Consider the following 25,865-nt stretch of genomic DNA (forward strand, 5'->3'; position numbering starts at 1 on the left):
ACCGGGCTTCGCGGTCCCCGCAGCTCGCGCTCGGCGGGCGGCTACCCTGGTCGGGGAGCAACCACGACCAGCTGGAGCGTGCACACCCGTGTTCGACACCCTCTCCGACAGGCTCACCTCCACCCTGCAGAACCTGCGGGGCAAGGGGAGGCTGACCGACGCCGACATCGACGCCACCGCGCGCGAGATCCGCATCGCACTGCTTGAGGCCGACGTCGCGCTGCCCGTCGTGCGGGAGTTCATCGCACAGATCAAGCAGCGTGCGAAGGGCGCCGAGGTCTCCGGCGCGCTCAACCCGGCCCAGCAGGTCGTCAAGATCGTCAACGAGGAGCTCGTCGCGATCCTCGGCGGCGAGACCAGGCGGCTCAACCTCGCGAAGAACCCGCCGACGGTGATCATGCTCGCGGGTCTGCAGGGGTCCGGTAAGACGACGCTGGCCGGCAAGCTCGCGCTGTGGCTGAAGAAGCAGGGCCACGCCCCGCTGCTCGTCGCCTGTGACCTGCAGCGACCCAACGCGGTGACCCAGCTCCAGGTGGTCGGCGAACGGGCCGGAGTGCCGACGTTCGCGCCCGAGCCGGGCAATGGCGTGGGCGACCCGGTCGACGTGGCGCGCCGGGGCATCGACGAGGCCAAGCACGCGCAGCACGACGTCGTGGTCGTCGACACCGCCGGCCGTCTCGGCGTCGACGAGGAACTGATGAAGCAGGCCGCGGACATCCGTGACGCGGTGACGCCCGACGAGACGCTGTTCGTCGTCGACGCGATGATCGGTCAGGACGCGGTGACCACCGCGGAGGCCTTCCGCGACGGTGTCGGGTTCTCTGGCGTGGTGCTCACCAAGCTCGACGGCGACGCCCGCGGTGGTGCCGCGCTGTCGGTCCGGCAGGTCACCGGCCAGCCGATCCTGTTCGCCTCCAACGGTGAGAAGCTCGAGGACTTCGACACCTTCCACCCGGACCGGATGGCGAGCCGCATCCTCGGCATGGGCGACCTGCTCACCCTGATCGAGCAGGCCGAGCAGGCCTTCGACCAGGAGCAGGCCGAGAAGGCCGCGGCGAAGCTCGGCACCGGCCAGCTGACGCTGGAGGACTTCCTCGAGCAGATGCTCGCGGTCCGCAAGATGGGCCCGATCGGCAACCTGCTGGGCATGCTGCCGGGCGCCGGGCAGATGAAGGACCAGTTGGCCCAGGTCGACGACAAGCAGCTCGACCGGCTGCAGGCGATCATCCGCGGCATGACCCCCGCCGAGCGCGCCGAGCCGAAGATGATCAACGGATCGCGCCGGCAGCGTATCGCGCTGGGTTCCGGGGTGACGGTGCGCGAGGTCAACGACCTGGTGAACCGGTTCTTCGAGGCCCGCAAGATGATGCAGCAGATGGCGGGCCGGTTCGGGTTCGGCGGTGGTAGCGCCACGAAGAGCCGTAAAGGCAAGAAGGGCAAGAAGGGCAAGGGGCGCGGGCCGACGCAGCCGAAGGTGCGCGGCGGTTTCCCCAGCGGGATGCCGATGCTCCCGCCCGGCGGCGGGCCGGACCTGTCCCAGCTGGGTGGCGGCATGAACGATGTACCCGGTTTCGACCCGTCGAAGTTCAAGCTGCCGAAGAACAAGTGATGCACCTCAGCGGTGTCGTGCTGCCCGATGGCGCACGGCGCGATCTGTGGATCGATGGCGGCCGGATCACCTTCGAACCGGTCGACGGCGCGCAAACCCTTGTGACAGAGGGGTTCCTGGTGCCCGGCCTGGTGGACGCGCACTGCCACCCGGCGATCGGGGTACATGGCCCGTCCACTGTGGACGAAGCGATCGAGCAGGCGCGCGTGGACCGGGACGCGGGCACGCTGCTGATCCGGGACTGCGGCCAGCCCATCGACACTCGCGCGCTGCAGGAACGCGCCGACCTGCCGCGGATGATCCGCTGCGGGCGGCATCTCGCGTTGCCGAAGCGCTACATCCCCGGTCTCGGCATCGACCTCGAGTCCCCGGACGGGCTACTCGACGCGGTCGCCGCGCAGGCCGCGGACGGTGACGGCTGGGTCAAACTGGTCGGCGACTGGATCGACCGTTCGAAGGGCGACCTGGCTCCGTTGTGGCCGGACGACGTGCTCGAGGAGGCGGTCAAGGTCGCGCACGCGGCGGGCGCGCGGGTGACGGCGCACGTCTTCGGCGAGGACGCGATGCCGGGTCTGGTCAACGCGGGCATCGATTGCCTCGAACACGGGACCGGCCTTTCGCCGGACGTGCTGGCGGAGATGGCGCGTCGGGGGACCGCGCTCGTCCCGACTCTGATCAACATCGAGAACTTCCCCGGCATCGCCGACGGGGCCGGAAAGTACCCGGTCTACGCGGCCCATATGCGCGCGCTGCACGCGGGCGTGACGGACATGATCGGTGCGGCGATCTCGGCGGGCGTCACGATCTACGCCGGCAGCGACGCGGGCGGGATGGTGGCCCACGGCCGCGTCGTCGACGAGATCGAAGCCTTGTGGCGGGCGGGCATGTCCCGCGAGGACGCCCTCGCCGCGGCTTCGTGGTCCGCACGCGAATGGCTGGGGCACCCGTCGCTGACCGAAGGCGCACCCGCGGACCTGCTCGTCTGCGACGCCGATCCCCGCGAGGATCTGTCCGTTCTGCGCAGACCGCGTCACATCGTGCTGAACGGCGCCCTCGTCCGCTGACGCTGATCACCGCCCGGGTTCGGGCGGTCGCACGGCGCCACATAGCCTGAAGGGCATGAACGGGGGCGCTGGGGTCGAGCAGCGGAGCCGCACCCGCACCGTCCGCCGTCGCCCGATCACCTGAACGGCGAAGCCATGGCGACTAGGCTCGGGAAGTGGTTCGGACGGATGGGATGGAGGCAGCGGGTGACGTCGACGCAGCCGGGCGAACCGGCCGGGGCGTTGGAGTCGCCGGAAGCGGCCACGCCACCGGAGCACCGCTGGGGCTTCGGCGCGTTCCTCGTCGTCGAAGCGGTCCTGCTGGCCTCGGCCGCGTTCGTCAGCGTACTGCTCGGCCCCGCGCCTCCCGGCAGGCCGACCCCGGTCAGTGACGTCCTGATCGGCACGATCACCCCGACCGTTCTCGCCGCCCTCGTCGCGGTCCTGATCACACTGTGGCGTGGCAACGGCCCGCGGATCGACCTGCGCCTGGAATGGCGCTGGGCCGATATCCGGATGGGCCTCAAGCTCGGCGCGCTCGGGCTCGTCCTGACCACGATCAGCGCGTTCATCTGGACCCAGGCCGTCGGCGAGAGCAACGCGACCTCGGCGATCGGCGCGCTGGTCGAGGACCAGCCGATGTCGCTGACCGCCGCGATCATCATGTTCATCTACCTCGCCGTGCTGGGTCCGGTCTGTGAGGAGATCATCTATCGCGGCCTGCTCTGGGGCGCGGTCGAACGGCTGCCGTGGGGTGGCGAGCGGTGGACGAGGGTCGCGGCGTTCCTGCTGTCCACGGCGGTGTTCGCGGTCAGTCACCTCGAACCGCTGCGCACGACGCTGTTGCTGGTCATCGCGATCCCGATCGGGCTCGCGCGGCTGTTCACCGGCCGCCTGCCCGCGGCGATCGTCGCGCACCAGATGAACAATTTCCTGCCGGCGGTCGCGCTCCTGCTCACCACCCTGGGCGTGACGACCCTCTAGCGCACCCGTCCGCGGCGTCTGGCACAATTGACGCTTGCCCGCTGCGGCCGGTCCCTCTCACCGTGTCGTGGCGACCCAAAGCTTCGGGTACTCGTGTCCGTTCCCCACTCGGATCGTGACCCGGCACCAGCGAGCACCGAGAAAACCAAGGAGTACCCACACCCGTGGCCGTCAAGATCAAGCTGCAGCGCCTGGGCAAGATCCGTGCCCCGTACTACCGCATCGTCGTCGCCGACGCGCGCACCCGCCGCGACGGCAAGGCCATCGAGACGATCGGCAAGTACCACCCGAAGGAGGAGCCGAGCTTCATCGAGGTGAACTCGGACCGCGCCCAGTACTGGCTGGGTGTCGGCGCGCAGCCGACCGAGCCGGTGCAGCGCATCCTCGAGATCACCGGTGACTGGCAGAAGTTCAAGGGCCTGCCGGGCGCCGAGGGCACGCTGAAGGTGCGCGAGCCGAAGCCGTCGAAGCAGGACCTGTTCAATGCCGCGCTGGCCGCCGCCGGCGAGGAGCCGACGACCGAGGCGACGACGCCGAAGAAGAAGGCCCCGAAGAAGGCCGAGGCCGACGAGGCGGGTAAGGCGGAGGCGTGAGCTTCCTCGCCGACTCCCTCGAACACCTGGTGCGCGGGATCGTCGACAATCCGGACGACGTCCGGGTCGAGCTGATCACGACCCGGCGTGGCCGCACGCTCGAGGTGCACGTCCACCCCGACGATCTGGGCAAGGTCATCGGCCGGGGCGGCCGGACGGCGACCGCGCTGCGCACGGTGATGGGCGGTATCGGCGGCCGCGGCGTCCGGGTGGACGTCGTCGACACCGACCGCTGACCCGGCCGCCGTGGAGGTCGTGGTCGGGCGGATCGCGAAAGCGCACGGGATCCGCGGCGAACTGGCCGTAGACGTGCGCACCGATTCGCCCGACGAGCGGTTCGCCGAAGGTGCCGTGCTCGCCGCGCGGCACCGGGACGGCAGCACTCGGTCGCTCACCGTCGCAGCCGCCCGCGCGCACAGCGGGCGGCTGCTGGTGCGGTTCGAGGAGGTCCGCTCCCGCGACGAGGCCGAACAGGCCCGCGGGATGCTGCTGCTCGTCGACACCGCGGACCTGCCGCCGGCGGACGATCCCGACGAGTTCTACGACCACGAGCTGGAAGGGCTGCGCGCGGAACTCACCGACGGCACGACCGTCGGCACCGTTCGGGAGATCGTGCACGCGCCCGGTGGCGAGCTGCTCAGCCTGGACCGCGAGGGCCGGACGGTACTGGTGCCGTTCGTGCGGGCGATCGTGCCCGTCGTCGACGTGGCCGCGGGCCGGGTCGTACTCGACCCGCCCGAGGGCCTGCTCGACGAAACCGGATAGTGGGGCCGCCATGCGGATCGACGTCATCACGATCTTCCCCGAGTACCTGGACCCGCTGCGGGCCGCGCTGCTGGGCCGCGCGATCGAGCGGGATCTCATCCAGCTCGAGGTGCACGACCTGCGGAACTGGACGTACGACGTGCATCGCGCCGTTGACGACGCGCCCTACGGCGGTGGCCCCGGCATGGTGATGAAGCCGCAGGTCTGGGGCGAAGCGCTGGACACCGTATGCGGCGAAGCGACACGCCTGGTCGTGCCCACGCCGGCCGGCAGGCCGTTCACGCAGGAGATGGCGCGGGCGTACGCGCGGGAGGAGCACCTGGTCTTCGCGTGCGGCCGGTACGAGGGCATCGACCAGCGGGTCATCGAGGATGCCGCCCGCCGGATGCCGGTCGACGAGGTGTCCATCGGCGACTACGTCCTGGTCGGTGGCGAGGCCGCGGTGCTGGTGATGGTCGAGGCCACGGTGCGGCTGCTGCCCGGCGTGCTCGGCAATCCCGTCTCCGCGGAGCAGGATTCGTTCTCCGACGGCCTCCTCGAAGGACCGAGCTACACGCGGCCCGAGATCTGGCGCGAACTCCCGGTGCCGGAAGTGCTCCGCTCCGGCAACCACGCGCTGATCGAACGCTGGCGGCGGGACCAGGCGCTGGAGCGCACCCTGCGGCGGCGGCCCGAACTGCTGGACCGGTTGCCGGAGGGTAGCCTGGACGAGCGTGATCTCGCGCTGCTCGACCGCGTGCGCGGGGAGCAGCGGCAGGCCGGGTGATCCCGGTGCGATCGCGTCTGCAATACTTGACAGGTTGGCGCGGTTCCCTGCGCGCCCCATGAGCCCCCGGGTCGATCGCTTCCGAGCTGGTCCGCGCCCGGAACCACGTAGCAGACGAAGGACGGAATCCCGATGAACACCCTGGACAGCCTGGACGCTCACTCGTTGCGTTCCGACATCCCGAACTTCCGCCCGGGTGACACGCTGAAGGTGCACGTTCGCGTCATCGAAGGAAACCGCGAGCGCAACCAGATCTTCCAGGGCGTCGTCATCCGCCGTCAGGGCGGCGGCATTCGCGAGACCTTCACCGTGCGCAAGGTTTCGTTCGGCGTCGGCGTCGAGCGCACTTTCCCGGTGCACTCGCCGAATATCGCCAAGATCGAGGTCTTCAAGCGCGGCGACGTGCGGCGCGCGAAGCTGTACTACCTCCGTGAGCTGCGCGGCAAGGCGGCGAAGATCAAGGAGCGTCGCGAAGCCCCCACGGCGTCTTGACCGGCGCCCTAGTAGCCTGGCGACGTGGTCGAACCTGTGCCCTCGAGCGCTGCTGAGGACGAACCGGAACGTGCCGAAAACGGCGAAGATGCGGAAACCGGCGCAAATGGAAAGCGGCGACGCCGCAAGCCCAAGAAACAGCGTTCCTTCTGGGTCGAGTTGCCGATCCTGATCGTGGTCGCACTGGTTCTTGCCTTTGTTTTCCAGCAATTCTTCGCCCGGGTCTACACGATTCCGTCGGGATCGATGGAGGCGACGCTGCACGGCTGCACCGGCTGTTACGGCGACAAGATCCTGGTCGACAAGATCACCTACGACTTCACCGATCCCAGCCCCGGTGACGTCGTGGTGTTCAAGGGTCCCGAACCGTGGGTCGAGAGCGAAGGCCCGGTGGAGCGCTCAAGCAACCCGGTCGTGCGGTTCTTCCAGAACATCGGCTCGGTGTTCGGCCTCGCGCCACCGGACGAGCGGGACTTCGTCAAGCGGATCATCGCCGTCGGCGGCCAGACCGTGTCCTGCTGCGACGCGCAGAACCGGGTCGTGGTCGACGGCAAGGCGCTCAACGAGCCCTACATCCACTGGGTGGATCCGAACGACCCGCACCAGGACCCGTTCGATCCGGTGACGGTGCCCAAGGGCGACGTCTGGGTCATGGGGGACAACCGCAACGACTCATGCGATTCGCGCTGCCAGGGCGGCGGGGGGCTGCGTGGCGTCGTGCCCGTTTCCGACATCATCGGCAAGGCCCGCATCATCGTGCTGCCACCCAGCAGATGGGGCGGGATCAGCGACACCAACCCGCAGAAGAACGCGCAACCGGTCGCGCTGGGGATGAGTGCGCCCAACTGGCAACAGGGTGTGCCGCTCGGGGTCGGGATGGCCGCGGCCTGGCCCGCGGTGTCGCTCAGCCGCAGGCTCGGGTCCGGCGTGCGCAGGGCGGCCAAGCGAAAGCGATAGCCAGTGGGTAGCTCTTCGGCGCTCGCGGCCCCGATCAGGCCACCCCGGGCGGTCGTCCGGGGGGATCTGTTCTGGGGTTTGACGTCCGCGCTCGAACGGCGCGGGCTCGGTCCCGTCGCCGGAGTGGACGAGGCGGGGCGCGGTGCCTGCGCCGGCCCGCTCGTGGTCGCGGCCTGCGTGCTCAAACCCGGTGACGCGGCGCGGCTGACGGAACTGACCGATTCCAAGCTGCTGACGGCGCTGGCCCGCGACCGTGTCTACGACCGGGTGATAGCGCGGGCGCTCGACTACTCCATCGTGGTGATTCCGGCCGCCGAGGTGGACCTGCTCGGCATCCACGTGATGAACATCGAGGGCATGCGCCGCGCGATCGCGGGGCTGCGGACCGCGCCTGGCTACGTACTGACCGACGGGTTCAAGGTGCCCGGGCTTGGCGCGCCGAGCCTGGCGGTGATCAAGGGGGACAGGGCGGTCGCGTGCGTGGCGGCCGCGTCGGTGCTGGCCAAGGTGACCAGGGACCGGATCATGGTCGACCTGCACGGGGAGCATCCGGCGTACGGGTTCGACGTGCACAAGGGGTACACGACGAACGACCACGGCGCGGCGCTCACCGAGCACGGTCCCAGCGCGGTACATCGGTGGTCTTACACGAACGTGGCGACGGCGGCGGCCGCGCACGGGACGCGGCCGCCGCACAAGGTGATGCTGACCGCGGCCGCGCTGGAGCAGCAGGAGCCGCCGGTGCGTGCTCTTGACGACGTCGTGAGTCAGAATGAGAGTTCCGCCGCCGGAAGTCGGCCGAGCTCGCGAGGAGGGGCGCGCATTCCATGAGCGCAGAGGATCTCGAGAAGTACGAGACCGAGATGGAGTTGTCGCTGTACCGGGAGTACCGCGACATCGTCAGCCAGTTCTCGTATGTGGTGGAGACCGAGCGCCGGTTCTACCTGGCCAACGCCGTGGACGTGCAGGTCCGCGACGGTGGTGGCGAGGTGTACTTCGAGGTGCGGATGTCGGACGCGTGGGTGTGGGACATGTACCGCCCGGCGCGTTTCGTGAAGAACGTGCGTGTCATCACGTTCAAGGACGTGAACGTCGAAGAGCTCGAGAAGCCGGACCTGCGGTTGCCCGAGGACGGTCCGTTCTCGGGCTGATCCCGCCCGGTTTGTCCACAACAGGTGGGTTATCCACAGGTGTCGCGATTCGTTCTGGCGCACCCAGTGCCGAGCCTGGCAACGTCTTCACCGGACGTGAAGAACCGAGCACTGGGGGTAGCAGTGAGCGACGCTGTCGCGAGACCGGCCGCACATCTCGACCTCGGCCGCAAAGGCGAGGAGCTGGCCGCCCGGCATCTGGGGTCGGTCGGTCTCGTGGTGCTGGAACGGAACTGGCGCTGCCGCGAGGGCGAACTCGACATCGTGGCCACCGATCCTTACGGCACGGTCGTGGTCTGCGAGGTGAAGACCAGGGCGGGGCGGAACTTCGGCGATCCGGCCGAGGCGGTCACGCCTGAGAAGATCGCCCGTATCCGCCGCATCACGGGCCAGTGGCTCCGAGCCCGTCACGTCGGCTGGTGCCGGATCCGGTTCGACGTGGTCTCCGTCCTGGTCGATCCCGCCGGCGAGTTCCGGCTCAAGCACTTTCCCGGGGCCTTCTGATGCCGATCGGACACACCTGGTCGGTCGCCGTCCTCGGGATCGACGGCCGGCTCATCGAGGTCGAGGCCGACCTCGGCGGCGGCCTGCCGACCACGAAGCTCGTCGGCCTGCCCGACGCCGGGCTCCGCGAAGCGAAGGACAGGGTGCGCTCCGCCGTCCGCAACTCCGGTCGGCAATGGCCGGGGGAGAAGCTTACCCTGGGCCTGTCTCCCGCGGACCTGCCCAAGCTGGGCTCGGGCTACGACCTGGCCATCGCGGTCGCCGTACTGGCCGCCGCCGGGAGCGTGCCCGCGACCAGGCTGCCCGGCACGATCCTGCTGGGTGAGCTGTCGCTGGACGGCCGCGTCCGCGAGATCCGCGGCGTGCTGCCCGGGCTGATAGCCGCTCGGAAGGCGGGCATGAAACGGGCCGTGGTCCCGGCGCATTCGCTGTCCGAGGCGGCTCTCGTCGAAGATCTGGAAATCTTCGGCGCGGCTCGCCTGGCAGATGTGATCTCCTGGCTCGAAGGCGAGGGCACGCTGGTCAGGCCCGAGGTCGCGGCCGGGAACGACCCACCGAAACCACCGGATCTCACGGATGTGGTCGGCCAGCCCGAAGCGCGCTGGGCGCTCGAGGTCGCGGCCGCCGGCGGTCATCACGTGCTGTTCACAGGGCCGCCGGGCGTCGGCAAGACGATGCTCGCGAAGCGGTTGCCCGGCCTGCTGCCGACGCTGTCGATCGAAGAAGCCCTCGAGGTGACGGCGGTCCATTCCGTGCACGGATCGCTTTCGCCGACGGCACCGTTGGCGACGACGCCGCCATTCGTGGCGCCGCACCATTCGGTGTCGGTGGCCGCCCTGGTCGGGGGCGGTAGTGGACTTGCCTCTCCGGGCCTGATCAGCCAGGCCCATCGTGGGGTGCTGCTGCTCGACGAGGCTTGCGAATTCTCGGGCCAGGCCCTGGAGTCCCTGCGCACCGCGATCGAGGAAGGCGAGATCCGGATCGCCCGGTCGAAGGGTTCGGTCCGCTACCCGGCGCGGTTCCAGCTCGTCCTGGCCGCCAACCCGTGCCCGTGCGCGCCGCCACGGGAAACCGACTGCACCTGCACGCCGGCCGCCCGCCGCCGGTACCTGAACAGGCTTTCCGGGCCGTTGCTCGACCGGGTGGACATCCGGGTTCGCATGCGTCCCATCACCGCGATGACCACGCACGCGGACGGCGCCCCGGAGCCGACAGAAGCGGTGCGCGAACGAGTCCTGGCGGCCCGCGACCGCGCGGCCACCCGATGGTCGGCGCACGGCTGGCGCACCAACGCGGAGGTCCCCGGGCCGGCGCTACGCCGCCAGTTCGCACTTCCACGGCACGCAACCGCCTTGCTGGATCGCAGCCTCGAGCGGGGCCTCCTGTCCGCCCGCGGCGCCGACCGTTGCCTGCGCCTCTCCTGGACCCTGGCCGACCTGGCCGCCGACCCCGAACCCAGTGCCGACCACGTGGCCGCCGCACTGGAGTTCCGAGACCGGAGAGCCGCATGACTTCCCTGCCTCTCACCTCCGCGGGCGAGGCCGCGCCACCTCGGTCGGCGGTCGGACTGTGCCGCGGCCGCTTGGGTGTTCCGGTACCGGAGGGCTGCGTGACCCCTCTGTCCCTCACCGCCGCGTGTATGACCGCGTCAACTCGGTCGGCGGTCCGACTATGCGGGGGTCGCTTGGGTGTTCCGCTCCCGGAGAGCTGCGTGACTTCCCTGCCTCTCACCGCCGCGGGCGAGGCCGCGTCACGTGGGTCGGCGGTCGGACTATGCGGGGGTCGCTTGGGTGTTCCGGTATCGGAGAGCTGCGTGACTTCCCCGCTCCCCACCGCCGCGCGCGAGGCCTCACCACCCGCCGCGGGCCCGCACCGCCCGCACCGGACCTCGCGGCGCGAAGGCCTAGCTACGTCTCGTCGCTGCCCCAATCGGCAACGGTCCGCCCAGGCTCGCGCGGCTGCTCCGGCCGGAGGACCCCGGGCCGGGTGCCGACCGTGCTACCGCCGTCCTGGGCTTCCGAGACCGGAAAGTCGCATGACCTCCCCGCTTTCCACCGCCGCGCGCGACCTCGCCACCCGATACGGGCCTGCACAATCCGTACCCGGCCTCGCCGCGCCCGTGGTTGGTTGCGTCTCATCGCCACGTCGATCGGCAACGGCCCGCCCGGGCCTGCGCGGCCGCGACGCCGGACCTGGTGCCGAACCTGTCGCCGCTATGGAGTTCCGCAGACCGGAGACCCGCACGACCTCCGCGCTCCTCACTGCCCCGCGCAGGTCCTCGCTCGCTGGCGCGGGCCCAGGCCGTCTACACCCGTGCTCGCGGCGCCCACGCGCGGCTGTTTCTCATCGCCACCTCGCCAGACGGTCCGCCCGGGCCCGCGCGGCTGCTCCGGCCGGAGGACCCCGGGCCGGTTGCCGACCGTGGCGCCGCCGCTCCGGGGCTCCGGGACCGGAGATCCGCACGACCTCCGCGCTCCTCACTGCCCCGCGCAGGTCCTCGCTCGCTGGCGCGGGCCCAAACCGTCTGCACCTGTCCTCGCCGCGCCCACGCCCGGCTGTTTCTCATGGCCACCTCGCCCGGGCCCGCGCGGCGGCTTCGACCGGACGGAGCCGAGCATGGTGGTGACCGAAGAGCGACTCGCGCGGGCCTATCTGTTGCGGGTCGCCGAACCGCCGGCCCGCGCGTTGGCGGCCTTCGCGGCGGAAGTGGGGCCGATTGCCGCGGCAAAGGCTGTCAGGGCGGGGAAATGCCCCCAATCCGTCGCCGACGAAACGGCTGCCCGGCGCGACAACGACCGCGCGGAGTCGGACCTCGAAGCAGGAGAGCGCGACGGCGCCCGCCTGATCATCCCCGAGGATGACGAGTGGCCAGCCTGGCCGCTCCTGTGCCTCGACGTCGCCGGGCGGCGGGGACTCCAGAGCGGTGCCCCACCCCTGGCCCTATGGGCACGCGGCGCGGCCCGGCTCGACAAGGCTGCCGAGGCCGCGGTGGCGATCGTCGGATCTCGGGCGGCGAGCGGCTACGGCGAAAACGTGGCGGGCGAGTTCGCCTTCGGCTTGGCGCGGCGCGAACTGTCCGTCATCTCCGGTGCGGCCTTCGGCATCGACGGCGCCGCGCACCGCGGAGCCCTCGCCGCGGGCGGGGTGACCGTCGCGTTGCTGGGCTGCAGTCTGGACGCCGGCTATCCCTCCGGGCATACCATCCTGCTCGGCAAGATCGCCGAGCAACGCGGGCTTGTCGTCAGTGAGTATCCGCCGGGAACCAGGCCGGCCCGCCACCGCTTCCTCGTCCGGAATCGCCTGATCGCCGCGCTGACCGAGGGCACCGTCGTGGTCGAGGCCGGCCGGCGTAGCGGAGCGCGCAACACCGCGAACACAGCCATGGCGCTGGGCAAGCTCGTGATGGCCGTGCCGGGGCCGATCAGCTCGGCGACGTCCGCGGGCTGCCATGACCTCATCCGGAACTCCGCCGCCACGCTGGTCGCGTCCGTCGACGACGTGATCGACATCGTGGGCAAGCTGGGCACAGCGACGGCCGAGCGGCTTTGGCCGAAGCGCCGCACGGATGGTCTGGAGCAGGACGCGCTCCGGGTGCACGAGGCGCTCCAGCGGCGTCAGGGCAAATCGGCCGAGCAGATCGCGACCGAATCCGGCGTGCCCGTACCCCGGGTTCGCGCGTTGCTGCCCGCGCTCGAACTCGAGGGGCTGGTTCAGTGCGATGAAAGTGGTTGGCAGCAACGACGTGTCGTCGGGAGAACCCAGGAAAGCGCCTAATGGGCCAGTTCGAGACGAACCGAGGAGGTGTTGTCTTCACGTGACGGAAGTCGGGAGTGTTCGAGTCGCCCGTTGATCGTCTCGGTGGGTCCGTTGTCCAGGTTGTGGAGGTGGCCCTCTTGCCGAAGCGGGTCGGCCACGAGGGCGTTTTGTTCAGTGCGCCGGAAGAGGGCCTGGCCAGTGCGCTTGTCGCGACGTCGCGTTCGTGCGGACCTATGCGCCGGGCCGCGGCATGTCCATCCACTCGGCCGCGCGCCCGCGACGAGCACCCGCCGTCCCGAAATCTTCGCTGGCGGATGTCGAGGCCGCTCCGACCTTCAGCCGACGGTGCACTTCGAGATCACCGGAAACGATCCGGCAGAGGTGCGGGCCTGCTACAACCGTGCCGTCGCGGTCGCCGTGGTGCGTGGTCCGGTAGGTGGACTCGCCCTCCTTGAGCCGCCGGATGCTGACGACCGGATGTCCCGGCACCATCGCCTGCACGCAGTCCGGACGCACCTGCTGGAGATGGCTGGGGAGCGTCAGGCCGCCGAGGCCGGGTACCGCATGGCGGCACGACTGATCACCAGCCTCCCGGACATCTCCAGCACGGCGCGGCCCGCCCAATGCTCCCGGTGAGCCCAGTGCGCACCACGTATCGATCGTGGTCGGCTTGCGGAACTCCCGTTGTCTCACGGCGACGTCATCGAGGTCAGTCTCGGTTCGTGGATCCTTGATGTTCGGCGACGATAGCCGCAACGGCTGGATAAGCGGGGCGAGACGCCGCGGCCGCGATCAAGGCCGTCGGGTACCTCGTCTCCCGAGATCCGGCCCGCTCATCGCGGAATCGATCGCTACGCGCGAAGGCTCACGGTTGGACGTTCTCCAGGTCGTCGAGAAGGCTCGGGTGCGTCGGCCGCCACCCGAGGACCTCGCGGGTGTGGGCACTGGACGCCGGCTGGTCCATGGCGAAGATCGGGCCGAACGGACCGAAGGTCTCCTCAGGCACCTGCTGGACGGGCAGATCGAGCCGTCGGCCGATGATCTCCGCGATGTCGCGCACTGCGTCGCCCTCGTCGGCGACCGCATGCCACGCCGTCCCCGCCGGCGCGGACTCCAGAGCGAGGCGGAATAGGACCGCCGCGTCGAGGGCGTGCACGGCTGGCCAGCGTTGCGTGCCGTCGCCGGGGTAGCCGACGATCCCAGAGTTGCGGGCGGCCTTGGTCAGCAGGCCGGCGAAGCCACCTTCGCCCCGGTTGTGAACCGTGCGCGGCATTCGGACGGACGTGGCGCGAACACCGTGTGAGGTCAGCGACAGCAGTGCGTTCACCGAGCGGCCACGCTCTCCTACCGGTCCATCGGTCCGCACCGGGTCGGTCTCGGTGGAGGCGCGGCCGGGCGCCGATGGCGTTCCGGACACGGTGACGATGGGTCGATCGCTGCCGACCAGTGCCTCACCCAAAGTGGCCATGGCGGCGCTTTCCTCGGCGATGGCCGCCGCGAGGGCTTCCGGACTGCTGAAGTCGCGACCGAAAGCCAAGCTGATCACACCGTCGGCCTGCGCGACGCCGGCACGCAGCACGTCGAGGTCTGCCAACCCTCCACGCAACACCTCGGCGCCGGCGTCCTTCAGAGTCCGCTCTGAACTGTCCGAGCGGGCGAGCGCGAGGACGGCGTGGCCGTTGCGGAGCAGTTCAGCGACCACGGCGGAGCCGATGGTGCCAGTACCGCCAGTGACGAAGACGCGCATGAGGTTCTCCTCGAAGTGATGGGACTTCTGTCGCATCACAGTACACGAGTGATGGCACATGTGTCGCATCACCTACGATGGGGGCGTGGCACGATGGGAACCGGGGGCGCGGGAGCGGCTGGTCGTCGCGGCCGTCGACCTGTTCACCGAGCAGGGTTACGACGCCACGACAGTGGCCCAGATCGCGGAGCGGGCCGGGGTTACCAGGAGTACGTTCTTCCGACATTTCGCCGACAAGCGAGAGGTCCTGGTCGCCGGCCAAGAGACGCTGAGCACCCTGCTCGCCGAAGGGATTACCGAATCGTCTGCCGATGCCAGCCCGCTTGATGCGGTCGCCGCCGGACTGGAGCGCGCCTCGAGTGCAATGGGGCCGGTCAACCGCGAGCTCGGGCCGCGGATCAGGGCAGCGGTTGCGGCCAGCGCCGAGCTCCAGGAGCGGGACGCGCTCAAAAGCGTTGGTCTCGCGGCAGCGATGACGGCGGCGCTCGTCGCTCGTGGCGTCCCCGACCCCGTTGCGCAGCTAGCCAGCGAGCTAGGCGTGCTCGCGTTCAAGCGGGGCTACGCCCAGTGGTCCGAGGGTGAAGGTGATGGCGCGGACGGGCTTGCGCACTACGCGTTGGCGGCGCTGGCTGACTTGCACAGCGCGGCCTCGTTGTTGGGCCCGCGTCCGGCCGGAAGCATTGACGAGGGTCGTTGACTACGGCCACCCACGCGGTTGACACCGTCAATCGCGAACAGGGTTTGTGTCACCAAAGCCTGGCTGTCGGCGCGTTATCGGCCGGTGATGTGGTGTGGCGATACTTGACCATCGCGCCATATTCGCCCAGCGTGAGTACCCATGACGGTGGTCTCTGGTGAACGCTCGGTGACCGAACGCGCGTACGCTGTGCGCACTCCTGACTCCGTTTCGTGCCCGATTCGCGTGCCTCTCAACTGCGGCGAGAAGGCGCGCGGCTAGCCATGGCCGTGAGGAAGGACGAAGTAGGCCGGATCGATCTCCGGCAGGTTCGGGCTGCTTTGCCCGCGGCGGCGGACAGGTTGCTGGATGACTTCGAGCGGCACCTGCGCCTGGAGCGCGGGCTTTCCGCGCATACGGTCCGCGCGTATGTCGGCGACATGATCTCGCTTCTCGGGTTCCTTCATCGTGACCACGGAGCCGACGACGATCGCGAGGCCTTGGCCGGGTTGGATGTCGCCTCGCTTCGTGCCTGGCTGGCTGACCAGCGCGGCGGCGGCGCCGGCCGGACGACGCTGGCTCGTCGCTCGGCGTCGGCGCGCACCTTCACGGCCTGGGCGCGACGGCAGGGTGCGATCGGGGCCGACCCGGGCGCGCGACTCGTGTCGCCCCGGACGCATCGGACACTCCCCGCGGTCCTGAGGCACGACGAGACGGGCGAAGTCCTGCGAGCCGCGGGCGCGGGCGCGGCCGAATTGGATCCGGAAGCACTGCGGGACCACGCCGTGCTGGAGTTGTTGTACGCCACGGGGGTCCGCGTGTCCGAGCTTTGTAGTCTCGACGTCGACGACGTGGATTTCGGGAGCCGGGTCGTGCGGGTGTTCGGCAAAGGCGGCAAGGAGCGCGTTGTCCCGTTCGGTGTTCCGGCCGGCCACGCGTTGCGGTCGTGGTTGGACAGCGGCCGGCCGGCGATGGCCGCCCGGCCGGGCAAGGGCGGTTCCTCCGCGTTGTTCCTGGGCGTTCGCGGTGGCCGGCTCGACCCGCGCGCCGTGCGGCGGGTGGTCCACGATGCCGTCGGCTCGGTGCCTGGGGCCGCGGACATCGGCCCCCATGGGCTGCGGCATACCGCGGCGACCCACCTGCTCGAGGGAGGGGCGGATCTCCGCAGCGTTCAGGAACTGCTCGGTCACGCTACGCTGGCGACGACACAGCTCTACACTCACGTGACAGTCGAGCGGCTGAAGGCGATCCACGACCGAGCCCACCCTCGTGCCCGATGATCCCGGGAAGCGATCGGGGCGGACCGGCCGGGCCGCCCTCACCACCAGCGACCAGACATGAGCCCGGAGACCGAACTGAGCCCGCTGACGAGAGCGGCCGCCGCGTGACGGCCGACCTGCGACTCACCGACGCCGACCGTTCGGATGCCCGTCCGAACGGCGACTCCGGTGTACCCGCCGAACCCGCCCGCGCGCCACGCCGCGGGGGTCCGCAGAGCGGTGAACAGCCAGGCGAGGGCGGTCGCGAGAACGGCGCGGTCCGCACGGTGGCGAACCACTCTGGCGCCTCGTCCCCGAACAGCGGCTCCCCTGGTGACGCGGCTCGTCCCGAAGACACAGTTGGCCGCGGCGATACGGCTGGCGCTGGGGAAGCGGCTGGAGCTGGGGAAGCGGCGCGCGCTGGTGAGACGGCTGGTTCTGGGGACGTGGACGGCAGTGGCGAGGTCGCTGGTTCTGGGGACGCGGCCCGCGCCGGGGAAGCGACTCGTGCTGGGCGAGCGGCCAGTGCTGGGGACGTGGCCGGTTCTGGGGAAGCGGCTGGTCCTGGGGGCGTGGCTCGCGCTGGGGACGCGGTTCGTCCTGGTGAGACGACTCGTCCTGGTGAGATAGCTCGTCTTGGGGACAGGGCTGGCGCTGGGGACACGGCTCACCCGGGTGAGGACGTGCCCGCGCCTGGGGGGACCGCGGTCGCGCCCGGGGGAACTGCGGCCGCGGGCACTGCGGGGTCCCCCGCGGAGGCGTCCGGCGCGGGCGCAGCGACGTCCGGCGCGGCCGGGGGTGGGGTTGGCGCCGCCGGTGCGGTGAAGGGCGCCGGCGATAATGCACCCAACGAGGTCGACGCTGCGATCAACGCGTTGTGGCGCGAGTTCCGGACGATGCCGAACCAGCGGTTGCGTGAGCGGCTCGTGCTGCACTACGCACCCCTGGTCAAGTATGTCGCCGGGCGGGTGGGCACCGGGCTGCCCACGCACGTCGACGTCGGGGATCTCGTGCAGTCCGGCATCTTCGGGCTCATCGACGCGATCGAGAAGTTCGATCCCGAGCGCGGCTGGCGGTTCGAGACCTACGCGATGCAGCGCATTCGTGGTGCGATCCTTGACGACCTCCGATCTCAGGACTGGGTGCCCCGGGTAGTGCGAAGCCGGTTGCGGGAAGCCGAGCGCGCGCTGGAACGGCTCGGCGCGCGGCTGCACCGCACGCCGACCGACACCGAACTGGCCGGGGAACTCGGCATCGGGCTCGACGAGTTGCGCGACCTTTACGGCCAGCTACGGCTGACCAGCGTCGTCGCGCTCGAGGACCTCGTCGCGGCGGGGAAGGACAGCGGGTCGTTCGTCGACACGCTCCCCGACGATGACGCCGTCGACCCCGTCGCCGTACTGGTCGACCGCGACAACCGGCGGCAACTGGCCGAGGCCATCGCCCAGCTCACCGAACGCGACCGGATCGTGGTCAGCCTCTACTACTTCGAGAGCCTGACCCTGGCCGAGATCGGCAAGGTCCTCGGTGTCACCGAGTCGCGGGTCAGCCAGTTGCACACCCGGGCTGTGCTCCGCCTGCGGGCCCGCCTCACCGGATAGGCGCTAAGGCGGCACCGACGATCGAGCCCAGGGCTTCAGCCTGATCACCGATTCCGTGCGGATCAGGGCCAGCGGGTTCAGATACTCCTCTCCTCGCCGCACACCCCAATGCAGGCAGGCGGCGACGGGACAGTCTGGATGCCCGGGCTCGACGGCCCCGATCGGCTGCCCCGCGAACACCTGCGCACCGGCCGCGACGAGCGGGCTGACCGGCTCGTATGTCGTCCGCAGGCCGCCGTCGTGGTCGATCGAGACGACGCCCCGGCCGGCGACCTGGCCAGAGAACACGACCACGCCCGGACCCGCCGCGAGCACCTGCTGGCCCGGCGCCGCAGCCAGATCCACGCCGCGGTGGCCTGGTTCGTAGGCCGTTTCCGGCTGCTCGAACGGCCTGGTGACCGCGGGCGCCGGAGCCAGCGGCCAGGAGAACCGGGGATCGGCGGCGGCCCGTGCCTGCGGCGCCGCCGCCGACGGCGCGAGGCCTGCCGTGGCGAGCAGCATCAGCACTCCCATCACCAGTGGGAGGGCCGGACGCGGGATCAGGTGCACGTTTTCCAGCATCGCGCACTGAGTGTGTTTGTGGGGAAACAGAATGCGATTCTGTGGATAACCGGGGGGATGTGGATAACTGGCGGTCGTTCACCTTGCCCGTGCTGAGCGCACATGCGCCTGGGCGTACACTGTTTGAGCGGCCTGCCCTGCGCAGGCTGACTTCGCGTGTACGTACATGCCCCATCATCCAGTGACTGGCCGGTGGGACGCGCGGCGCCCGGCGGTCCCCGCTTCGGCGGGGTCCGGGCACCGGTACGGCACCAGGGCTGGCGGCCACCCGGCCGGCGGCGACAAACCGACCCAGCGGGCCGGCTCACCCCGGCGCGCTCAAGACAGATAGAGGTGCGAATCCGGCCATGGCCGTCGTCACCATGAAGCAGCTGCTCGACTCGGGTGTCCACTTCGGGCACCAGACTCGGCGCTGGAACCCGAAGATGAAGCGCTACATCCTCACCGAGCGCAACGGCATCTACATCATCGACCTGCAGCAGACGCTGACCTACATCGACCGTGCCTTCGAGTTCATCAAGGAGACCGTCGCGCACGGCGGCACGATCATGTTCGTCGGCACCAAGAAGCAGGCGCAGGAAGCGATCGCCAGTGAGGCGCAGCGCGTGGGCATGCCCTACGTCAACCAGCGCTGGCTCGGCGGCATGCTCACCAACTTCCAGACCGTGCACAAGCGGCTCCAGCGCCTCAAGGAGCTCGAGTCGCAGGAGCAGACCGGCGGCTTCCAGGGCCTGACCAAGCGCGAGATCCTCACGCTCACCCGCGAGAAGGACAAGCTGGAGAAGACGCTCGGCGGTATCCGCGACATGGCGAAGGTCCCCTCCGCCGTCTGGATCGTGGACACCAAGAAGGAGCACATCGCGGTCGGCGAGGCGCGCAAGCTGAACATCCCGGTGGTCGCGGTGCTCGACACCAACTGCGACCCGGACGAGGTGGACTACCCGATCCCGGGCAACGACGACGCGATCCGGTCCGCGGCGCTGCTGACGAAGGTCGTCGCGGAGGCGGCCGCCGCCGGTCTGCTGGCCCGTTCGGGCCGCAACGGTTCGGCTCCGGAGGGCCAGGACAAGCCGGAGCCCGGCGTCGCCTCCGACGAACCGCTGGCCGAATGGGAAAAGGAACTGCTGGCCGGCAGTGAAGGCGGCGAGCAGCAGGCCGCCGAGCAGACCACTTCCTCCTGATCCAGCCTTCCCGCGAGACTTCCGAAGGAAACACGATGGCGAACTACACCGCGGCGGACGTGAAGCGCCTCCGCGAGATCACCGGCTCCGGCATGATGGACTGCAAGCGGGCCCTCGAGGAGAACGACGGCGACTTCGACAAGGCCGTCGAGTTCCTTCGCATCAAGGGTGCGAAGGACGTCGGCAAGCGCGCCGAGCGCGCCACGGCCGAGGGCCTCGTGGCCGGTGACGGCGGCGTGCTGATCGAGCTCAACTCGGAGACCGACTTCGTCGCCAAGAACGAGCAGTTCCAGCAGCTCGCCGACAAGATCGTGGCGGCGGCCAAGGCCGCCCGCACCGACGACGTCGAGAAGCTGGGCGCGGCGGCGCTCGAAGGCGGCCAGACCGTCAGCGACGCCGTGCAGGAGCTGGCCGCGAAGATCGGCGAGAAGCTGGTCCTGCGCCGGGTCGCTTCGTTCGACGGCACCGTCGAGACGTACCTGCACCGCCGCGGCGCCGGCCTGCCGCCGGCCGTCGGCGTGCTGGTCGAGTACACGGGCGACAACGCCGATGCCGCTCGCGGCGCGGCGCTGCAGATCGCGGCGCTCAAGCCGAAGTACCTGACCCGCGAGCAGGTGCCGGCCGAGCTGGTCGACAACGAGCGCCGTATCGCCGAGGAGACCGCCCGGAGCGAGGGCAAGCCCGAGCAGGCTCTGCCGAAGATCATCGAGGGCAAGGTCAACGCCTTCTACAAGGACACCGTGCTGCTCGAGCAGCCCTCGGTGACCGACAACAAGAAAACCGTGAAGCAGCTGCTCGACGCCGCGGGCGTGACCGTCACCCGGTTCGCTCGTTTCGAGGTGGGCCAGCAGTAGGCTTCGGCGGCCGACGCGTATCGTGCCCCGTCTCCGGCGACTTCGGGGACGGGGCACGATGCCGAAGAAGCACTGGCGGGCGGAGCGGTACCAGCGGAGGTGACGGGCGTGACGGAGCAACGGGCCGACGGCGGCTATCGGCGGGTACTGCTGAAACTGGGTGGGGAGATGCTCGGCGGCGGGTCGCTCGGCGTCGATCCGGACGTCGTGCATTCGGTTGCCGAGCAGATCGCCGACGTGGTGCGCACCGGGGTGCAGATGGCGGTGGTCATCGGCGGCGGCAACTACTTCCGCGGCGCGGAGCTGTCCCAGCGTGGTATGGACCGCGACCGTGCCGACTACATGGCGATGCTGGGCACCGTGATGAACTGCATCGCGATGCAGGACTTCCTGGAGAAGGAGGGCGTGCCCACGCGCGTGCAGAGCGCGATCACGATGGGCCAGGTCGCCGAGCCCTACATCCCGCGCCGCGCCGAGCGGCACCTGGAGAAGGGCCGCGTGGTCATCTTCGCCGCCGGCGTCGGGATGCCGTACTTCTCCACGGACACCGCGGCCGCCCAGCGGGCGCTGGAGATCGGGTGCGAGGCCGTCCTCATGGCCAAGGCCGTCGACGGCGTGTTCACCGCGGACCCGAAGACCGACCCGGGCGCCAAGATGTTCGAGGAGATCACGCACCGGGAGGTACTCGAACGTGGGCTGAAAGTCGCCGACGCGACGGCCTTCAGCCTCTGTATGGACAACAACATGCCGATCATCGTGTTCAACCTGCTCACCGAGGGAAACATTGCGCGAGCGGTGCGCGGTGAGAGGATCGGGACACTGGTCAGCACCCCCACCGACGGGCTGACCGCCTAGCCCTGGTGGGATCACCGGAGACAACAGAGCACGAAACGGGAGTAGCCGTGATCGACGAGACCCTCCTCGACGCCGAGGAGAAGATGGAAAAAGCGGTGTCCTTCGCGAAAGAGGATCTGTCGTCGGTGCGGACCGGTCGGGCCAACCCCTCGATGTTCTCCCGCGTGGTCGTCGAGGCCTACGGCGCCACGATGCCGTTGAACCAGATGGCCAGCGTCAACATCCCCGAGGCGCGGATGGCGATCATCAAACCGTACGACCAGGGGCAGCTCGGCGCCATCGAGAAGGCGATCCGCGACTCCGACCTGGGGGTGAACCCCAGCAACGACGGTCAGATCATCCGCATCGTGATCCCGCAGCTGACCGAGGAACGGCGCCGCGAGATGGTCAAGATGGCCAAGGGCAAGGGCGAGGACGCCAAGGTGCACATCCGTGGGGTGCGCCGCAAGGCCAAGGAGGAGCTCGACCGTATCGCCAAGGACGGCGAAGCCGGCGAAGACGACGTCGCCAGGGCCGAGAAGGAGCTGCAGAACCTCACCGACAACTATGTTGCCCAGGTCGACGAGCTGGTGAAACACAAGGAATCCGAGCTGCTCGAGGTCTGATGGCCCAGGTGAGTGACGAACGGGAGAAGGCCCCGATGCCTTCTCCGGAGCCGGACGAGCCCGCTCAACCGGCGAAGAAGCCGTCGCGGGCCGGACGAGACCTGCCCGCGGCGATCGGGGTCGGGCTCGTGCTGGGGGCGGCGATCCTCGTTTCGCTGCTCACCGTGCGGTACCTGTTCATCGGGATCATCGCGGTCGCGATCGCGGTCGGCACGATCGAGTTCGCGCAGGCGGTGCGGCGGGCGGCGGGCATCAGGCTCGCGCTGATCCCGCTGCTGGCCGGCGGGCAGGCGATGATCTGGCTGACCTGGCCGTTCGGGCTCAAGGGCACGGTGATCGCGTTCGCGCTCACGGTGCTGGTGTGCCTGCTCTGGCGGCTGCGGGGTGGCGCGGAAGGCTACCTGCGGGACACGTCGGCTTCCGTGTTCGCCGCCGCGTACCTGCCGCTGTTCGCCTCGTTCGCGGCGATGCTCGTCCCGCCGCATGACGGCGTCGGGCGCGTGCTGACTTTCATGATCGGCGTGGTCGCGTCCGACACCGGCGGGTACGCGGCCGGGGTGCTCAAGGGCAAACACCCGATGGCGCCGTCGATCAGTCCGAAGAAGACCTGGGAAGGCTTCACCGGTTCGCTCGTCGCCGGCATCGTCGCGGGCGGGCTGACGGTGCACTTCCTGCTGCACGGCCACGTCTGGCAGGGTGTGCTGTTCGGCGCGGCGATCGTGCTCACCGCGACCCTCGGCGATCTCGTCGAGTCGCTCATCAAGCGGGACCTCGGTGTCAAGGACATGGGCACGATGCTGCCCGGTCACGGTGGCCTGATGGACCGCCTGGACTCGCTGCTGCCTTCGGCCGTCGTGTCGTGGGTGCTGCTGTCGGCGTTCCTCGGCTTCTAGTCGTCGTAGGGATCGTCGACCTCGGCGCGGCCGAAGTCCTCGTCGATCACGCCGCGGTCGATCACCGAGAACACCGCGCCGCACGGGTCGGCGATGATCGCGATCCGGCCCCACGGCGAGTCGTACGGTTCGACGACGATGCGGCCGCCCAGCATCAGCGCGTGCCCGGCCGTCGCGTCGGTACCGCGCGCCGGATCGACGTCGAAGTAGACCATCCAGTGCGGCACCGTGTCAGCCGGGTACTCGGGACCCATCACGTACCGGTACAGCACCGGCTCCAGGTCGAGACACCATTCGACGTAGTCCACGCCGCGGTTGTCCCCGATCTGCCGGGACGTGTAGTTGAAGAGCCGGCAGAAGAACCCGTCGGCCGCGTCGCCGTGGTGTGTATTGAGATCCGCGTTGGCGAACGTGTTCGGTACGCCGCTGACGAAGTCCCAGGTCGATGCCGGCTGCCAGAAGACCGCGGGCGCACCGGCCGGGTCGGTGACGTGCAGGATGCTCCCGCGGTTCGGGATGGCGACGGGCCCGAGCGTCACCCGCCCGCCGAGATGCTCTGTCCATTCGGCGGCGTTCGCCGTGCTGTGCACGGAGATGTTGATCGTCCAGAGACTGGTCTGCCCGGCGGCAGCGAGGTAGCTCCCGGCGACGTCCCGGCCGGCGAGCGACGCGATGAGGTAGCGGCCGTTGGCGGTCGCGGGATCGCGGTTGACGTGGAAGCTCCAGCCGAAGAGCCCGCTGTAGAACCGGTGCGTGGCTTCCTCGTCCAAGGTGGCGAGCTCGACCCAGCACGGTATACCCGAGGGGAGTATGGATCGGGTGGCCGTCGGACCGGGTGCCATGGCGAGCCTCCTATCCCCAGGGAGGTTCGAGTCTACGTCCGTGGCGAGACTTTTTCGTGCCGCGCTCCCGTATGCTGCGGTCATGCGGAACGCCGCCCGCCGCGGGCTGAAAGCGCTTGCCCGCGGCGGGCGGGCCGTGGTCCCCAGTCCGAACATCTGGTACCACACCGACGTCTACGAACTCGAGAATCGCGCGCAGGACATCGACCGCGAGATCTGGCGGGTGCTCGTGGAAGAGGCCGCGTGGGCCGGCCGCGACGTGCTCGACCTCGGCTGCGGCGACGGATTCCACTTACCGGAGTTCGCCCGCGAAGCGAAGACGGTGATCGGCGTCGAGCCGCATGAACCACTGGTACGCCGGGCGCGCCGCAGGCTCGACGGCGTCTCGAACGTGCGCGTGCTCGCGGGTTCCGCGCACCGGATACCCGTTCCGGACGCGAGTGTGGATGTCGTGCACGCCCGTACCGCGTACTTCTTCGGCCCCGGTTGCGAGCCCGGACTGCGGGAAACCGACCGGATCCTGAGGCCTGGCGGTGCGCTCGTGATCGTCGATCTGGACGCGACGGCCGAGCCGTATGGCCAGTGGATGCGGGCGGATCTGCCGCATTACGATCCCGCGGCCGTGGAGAACTTCTTCGCCCGCAACGGTTTTCGCTGCCGCCGGGTCGCGACGCGCTGGTCCTTTCGCACGAGGACGGAGCTGGTGTCGGTGCTGAAGATCGAGTTCAGCCCGGAGGTCGCCGCGAACGCGATCGAAGACGTGCTACGCGCCGGCGGCGACGACGGGTACACGGTGCCGGTGGGGTATCGCGTACATGTGCGCGAGAAGCCCACCGGCCTCGTGCTGCCCGGTCACTCTTCGTCTTCCTCGGTGTCGATCTCGCCGAGGATGCCGTAGAGCGAGCGCCGCGCCTCGTTGAGGACGGTGACGGCGCGCCTCTTCTGATCCGGCGTGCCGGCCTGCGAGACCTGGATCGCCGCGGCGGCCAGTGTGGCGCCCGCCTTGCGGAGGTCGATCTCGGTCGGGTCGACATCGTGCGCGATCTGCTCCCACGGCGGGGCGCCGTCCTGCCGCTCGGCGGCCGCGCGGCCCTCGTCGGTGAGCTCGAACAGCTTCTTGCCGCCCTCGTCGCGGCTGGTGACCAGGCCTTCGTCCGCGAGCAGTTGCAGCGTCGGGTACACCGAACCCGGGCTCGGGCGCCAGAATCCGCCGCTGCGCGCGGCGATCTCGCTGATGATCTCGTAACCGTGACGCGGCTGCTCGGCCAGCAGGGTCAGGATCGCGGAGCGCACGTCGCCGCGCCGGCCACGCCGGCCGCCGCGGTGATGCCCGCGCAGGTGGCCGCGCATCGGGCCGCCGGGGCCCCAGCCGGGAGGGAATTCGCCGAAGCCGCGAGGCCAGGGGCCGAACGCGCCTCGCGCGTCAGGACGTGGGGGAAAAGGTGGACGGTTTCTCATGTCGGTCTCCTTTCGACTTGTTCCGACATGTTCACGATATATCGGAAACAGTCGGCATGCAACCGTGCAGGTCATGGCACACTGGAACGGTCATGAGTGCCCTTCCCCTGGTCTTCGAAGCGCCCAAACGCGGGTTGCCGCCGCGCCACCTCGCCGACCTCACCGTCGCCGAGCGGGCCGAAGCCGTCGCCGAACTCGGTGAGAAGCCGTTCCGCGCCAAGCAGCTGTCGAACCACTACTTCTCCCGGCTGACGGTCGACGCCGAGGCGATGACCGACATCCCGGCCGCGTCACGCGAACGGCTGGTCGGGGAGCTGATGCCACCGCTGCTGACCGAGGTCAGGGCGCTGGAATGTGACGAAGGCGCGACCCGCAAGACGTTGTGGCGCGCGCACGACGCGACGCTGCTCGAAAGCGTCCTGATGCGGTACCCCGACCGCGCGACCCTGTGTATTTCGAGTCAGGCGGGCTGCGGGATGGCGTGCCCGTTCTGCGCGACCGGGCAAGGTGGCCTGGAGCGCAACCTGTCCACCGCCGAGATCGTGGACCAGGTGCGCTCGGCGGCGGCCGTGATGCGGGACGGGCGGATGCCCGGCGGGCCGGGACGGCTGTCGAACATCGTGTTCATGGGCATGGGCGAACCGCTGGCGAACTACAAGCGGGTCGTGGCCGCGGTCCGCCGGATCACCGATCCGGCGCCGGGGGGCCTTGGC

At 69.9% G+C, this 25,865-nt stretch carries 29 protein-coding genes and 1 pseudogene; 25 read left to right on the forward strand and 5 right to left on the reverse strand.

Features of this window, described 5'->3' with window-relative positions; genetic code table 11:
• Nucleotides 1-88: 88 nt before the first annotated feature.
• From ffh to FG385_RS25245, 15 genes are all read left to right on the forward strand, one after another.
• Nucleotides 89-1,609, forward strand: coding sequence for a signal recognition particle protein (gene ffh, locus FG385_RS25175; RefSeq protein ID WP_139099267.1), 1,521 nt, complete (start codon nucleotides 89-91; stop codon nucleotides 1,607-1,609).
• Nucleotides 1,609-2,673 (forward strand): amidohydrolase family protein, encoded by a 1,065-nt coding sequence (locus FG385_RS25180; protein ID WP_139099268.1) that lies wholly within the window; start codon nucleotides 1,609-1,611, stop codon nucleotides 2,671-2,673. Before ffh ends, FG385_RS25180 begins: the two co-directional genes overlap by 1 nt.
• 168 nt (nucleotides 2,674-2,841) lie before the next feature.
• Nucleotides 2,842-3,636 carry a CPBP family intramembrane glutamic endopeptidase gene (locus tag FG385_RS25185; RefSeq protein ID WP_139099269.1) on the forward strand — a complete coding sequence of 265 codons (795 nt, stop codon included), beginning with the start codon at nucleotides 2,842-2,844 and terminating at the stop codon, nucleotides 3,634-3,636.
• Between the two features lie 164 nt (nucleotides 3,637-3,800).
• Nucleotides 3,801-4,229 (forward strand): 30S ribosomal protein S16, encoded by a 429-nt coding sequence (gene rpsP, locus FG385_RS25190; protein WP_139099270.1) that lies wholly within the window; start codon nucleotides 3,801-3,803, stop codon nucleotides 4,227-4,229.
• The gene (locus tag FG385_RS25195; RefSeq protein ID WP_020671256.1) at nucleotides 4,226-4,465 is read left to right on the forward strand and encodes an RNA-binding protein; all 240 of its coding nucleotides are present in this window, start codon (nucleotides 4,226-4,228) and stop codon (nucleotides 4,463-4,465) included. Before rpsP ends, FG385_RS25195 begins: the two co-directional genes overlap by 4 nt.
• Nucleotides 4,466-4,475: 10 nt before the next feature.
• Nucleotides 4,476-4,994 carry a ribosome maturation factor RimM gene (gene rimM / locus FG385_RS25200; protein WP_139099271.1) on the forward strand — a complete coding sequence of 173 codons (519 nt, stop codon included), beginning with the start codon at nucleotides 4,476-4,478 and terminating at the stop codon, nucleotides 4,992-4,994.
• 10 nt (nucleotides 4,995-5,004) lie between these two features.
• Nucleotides 5,005-5,760, forward strand: coding sequence for a tRNA (guanosine(37)-N1)-methyltransferase TrmD (gene trmD / locus FG385_RS25205; protein ID WP_139099272.1), 756 nt, complete (start codon nucleotides 5,005-5,007; stop codon nucleotides 5,758-5,760).
• Nucleotides 5,761-5,892: 132 nt separating this feature from the next.
• Entirely contained in the window at nucleotides 5,893-6,252 is a 360-nt protein-coding gene (gene rplS / locus FG385_RS25210) for a 50S ribosomal protein L19 (protein WP_139099273.1), read from the forward strand.
• Nucleotides 6,253-6,276: 24 nt separating this feature from the next.
• A complete protein-coding gene (gene lepB / locus FG385_RS25215) occupies nucleotides 6,277-7,209 on the forward strand; it encodes a signal peptidase I (RefSeq protein WP_139099274.1) in 933 nt (310 codons plus the stop codon).
• A gap of 3 nt (nucleotides 7,210-7,212) precedes the next feature.
• A complete protein-coding gene (locus FG385_RS25220) occupies nucleotides 7,213-8,040 on the forward strand; it encodes a ribonuclease HII (protein WP_200834642.1) in 828 nt (275 codons plus the stop codon).
• Nucleotides 8,037-8,360, forward strand: coding sequence for a DUF2469 domain-containing protein (locus FG385_RS25225; protein WP_027946358.1), 324 nt, complete (start codon nucleotides 8,037-8,039; stop codon nucleotides 8,358-8,360). Before FG385_RS25220 ends, FG385_RS25225 begins: the two co-directional genes overlap by 4 nt.
• Nucleotides 8,361-8,483: 123 nt before the next feature.
• Entirely contained in the window at nucleotides 8,484-8,864 is a 381-nt protein-coding gene (locus tag FG385_RS25230) for a YraN family protein (protein WP_139099275.1), read from the forward strand.
• Nucleotides 8,864-10,375, forward strand: a complete 1,512-nt coding sequence (locus tag FG385_RS25235) for a YifB family Mg chelatase-like AAA ATPase (RefSeq protein WP_139099276.1) — start codon at nucleotides 8,864-8,866, stop codon at nucleotides 10,373-10,375. Before FG385_RS25230 ends, FG385_RS25235 begins: the two co-directional genes overlap by 1 nt.
• 1,105 nt (nucleotides 10,376-11,480) lie before the next feature.
• Entirely contained in the window at nucleotides 11,481-12,638 is a 1,158-nt protein-coding gene (gene dprA, locus FG385_RS25240; RefSeq protein ID WP_139099277.1) for a DNA-processing protein DprA, read from the forward strand.
• Between the two features lie 327 nt (nucleotides 12,639-12,965).
• Nucleotides 12,966-13,256 carry a hypothetical protein gene (locus tag FG385_RS25245; RefSeq protein WP_139099278.1) on the forward strand — a complete coding sequence of 97 codons (291 nt, stop codon included), beginning with the start codon at nucleotides 12,966-12,968 and terminating at the stop codon, nucleotides 13,254-13,256.
• Between the two features lie 229 nt (nucleotides 13,257-13,485).
• Here the strand turns inward: FG385_RS25245 and FG385_RS25250 are convergent, their stop codons facing one another.
• Nucleotides 13,486-14,367: an SDR family oxidoreductase gene (locus FG385_RS25250; RefSeq protein WP_139099279.1), complete on the reverse strand. Its 882-nt coding sequence runs from the start codon at nucleotides 14,365-14,367 to the stop codon at nucleotides 13,486-13,488.
• 85 nt (nucleotides 14,368-14,452) lie between these two features.
• Here FG385_RS25250 and FG385_RS25255 point away from each other — a divergent pair, with 85 nt between their 5' ends.
• Nucleotides 14,453-15,064 (forward strand): TetR/AcrR family transcriptional regulator, encoded by a 612-nt coding sequence (locus FG385_RS25255; RefSeq protein ID WP_139099280.1) that lies wholly within the window; start codon nucleotides 14,453-14,455, stop codon nucleotides 15,062-15,064.
• Nucleotides 15,065-15,327: 263 nt separating this feature from the next.
• Nucleotides 15,328-16,323, forward strand: coding sequence for a tyrosine recombinase XerC (locus tag FG385_RS25260; protein WP_139099281.1), 996 nt, complete (start codon nucleotides 15,328-15,330; stop codon nucleotides 16,321-16,323).
• Nucleotides 16,324-16,361: 38 nt separating this feature from the next.
• Here FG385_RS25260 and FG385_RS25265 read toward each other — a convergent pair whose 3' ends face one another.
• Nucleotides 16,362-16,601 carry a hypothetical protein gene (locus tag FG385_RS25265; protein WP_139099282.1) on the reverse strand — a complete coding sequence of 80 codons (240 nt, stop codon included), beginning with the start codon at nucleotides 16,599-16,601 and terminating at the stop codon, nucleotides 16,362-16,364.
• A gap of 522 nt (nucleotides 16,602-17,123) precedes the next feature.
• Here FG385_RS25265 and FG385_RS25270 point away from each other — a divergent pair.
• Nucleotides 17,124-17,903, forward strand: coding sequence for a FliA/WhiG family RNA polymerase sigma factor (locus FG385_RS25270; protein ID WP_235022785.1), 780 nt, complete (start codon nucleotides 17,124-17,126; stop codon nucleotides 17,901-17,903).
• Between the two features lie 3 nt (nucleotides 17,904-17,906).
• Here the strand turns inward: FG385_RS25270 and FG385_RS25275 are convergent, their stop codons facing one another.
• Entirely contained in the window at nucleotides 17,907-18,464 is a 558-nt protein-coding gene (locus tag FG385_RS25275) for a M23 family metallopeptidase (protein ID WP_139099283.1), read from the reverse strand.
• A 347-nt stretch (nucleotides 18,465-18,811) separates the two neighbouring features.
• On the opposite strand from FG385_RS25275, the gene rpsB reads away from it, so the two are divergent.
• The 5 genes from rpsB (at nucleotide 18,812) to FG385_RS25300 (ending at nucleotide 22,852) form a co-directional block, all read left to right on the forward strand.
• Nucleotides 18,812-19,645: a 30S ribosomal protein S2 gene (rpsB, locus tag FG385_RS25280; protein ID WP_139099284.1), complete on the forward strand. Its 834-nt coding sequence runs from the start codon at nucleotides 18,812-18,814 to the stop codon at nucleotides 19,643-19,645.
• A 35-nt stretch (nucleotides 19,646-19,680) separates the two neighbouring features.
• Complete coding sequence (gene tsf / locus FG385_RS25285) at nucleotides 19,681-20,499, forward strand: translation elongation factor Ts (protein ID WP_139099285.1); 819 nt, start codon at nucleotides 19,681-19,683, stop codon at nucleotides 20,497-20,499.
• 108 nt (nucleotides 20,500-20,607) lie between these two features.
• Complete coding sequence (gene pyrH / locus FG385_RS25290; protein ID WP_139099286.1) at nucleotides 20,608-21,354, forward strand: UMP kinase; 747 nt, start codon at nucleotides 20,608-20,610, stop codon at nucleotides 21,352-21,354.
• A 47-nt stretch (nucleotides 21,355-21,401) separates the two neighbouring features.
• Nucleotides 21,402-21,959, forward strand: a complete 558-nt coding sequence (gene frr, locus FG385_RS25295; RefSeq protein WP_139099287.1) for a ribosome recycling factor — start codon at nucleotides 21,402-21,404, stop codon at nucleotides 21,957-21,959.
• Nucleotides 21,959-22,852, forward strand: a complete 894-nt coding sequence (locus FG385_RS25300) for a phosphatidate cytidylyltransferase (protein ID WP_139099288.1) — start codon at nucleotides 21,959-21,961, stop codon at nucleotides 22,850-22,852. Before frr ends, FG385_RS25300 begins: the two co-directional genes overlap by 1 nt.
• On the opposite strand, the gene FG385_RS25305 is transcribed toward FG385_RS25300, so the two are convergent.
• Nucleotides 22,849-23,694 carry a VOC family protein gene (locus FG385_RS25305; RefSeq protein ID WP_139099289.1) on the reverse strand — a complete coding sequence of 282 codons (846 nt, stop codon included), beginning with the start codon at nucleotides 23,692-23,694 and terminating at the stop codon, nucleotides 22,849-22,851. The two genes, FG385_RS25300 and FG385_RS25305, sit on opposite strands and share 4 nt — an antisense overlap.
• Before the next feature lie 82 nt (nucleotides 23,695-23,776).
• Here FG385_RS25305 and FG385_RS25310 point away from each other — a divergent pair, with 82 nt between their 5' ends.
• Entirely contained in the window at nucleotides 23,777-24,592 is an 816-nt protein-coding gene (locus FG385_RS25310) for a class I SAM-dependent methyltransferase (RefSeq protein ID WP_139099290.1), read from the forward strand.
• Here the strand turns inward: FG385_RS25310 and FG385_RS25315 are convergent.
• On the reverse strand, nucleotides 24,547-25,152 hold the full coding sequence (locus FG385_RS25315; protein ID WP_139099291.1) for a PadR family transcriptional regulator: 606 nt from the start codon (nucleotides 25,150-25,152) through the stop codon (nucleotides 24,547-24,549). The two genes, FG385_RS25310 and FG385_RS25315, sit on opposite strands and share 46 nt — an antisense overlap.
• 92 nt (nucleotides 25,153-25,244) lie before the next feature.
• Between FG385_RS25315 and FG385_RS25320 the strand changes: the two are divergent.
• A pseudogene (locus tag FG385_RS25320) lies at nucleotides 25,245-25,865 on the forward strand (radical SAM protein); the annotation flags it as partial.

The organism is Amycolatopsis alkalitolerans (genome assembly GCF_006152065.1).
Lineage (GTDB): Bacteria > Actinomycetota > Actinomycetes > Mycobacteriales > Pseudonocardiaceae > Amycolatopsis_E > Amycolatopsis_E alkalitolerans.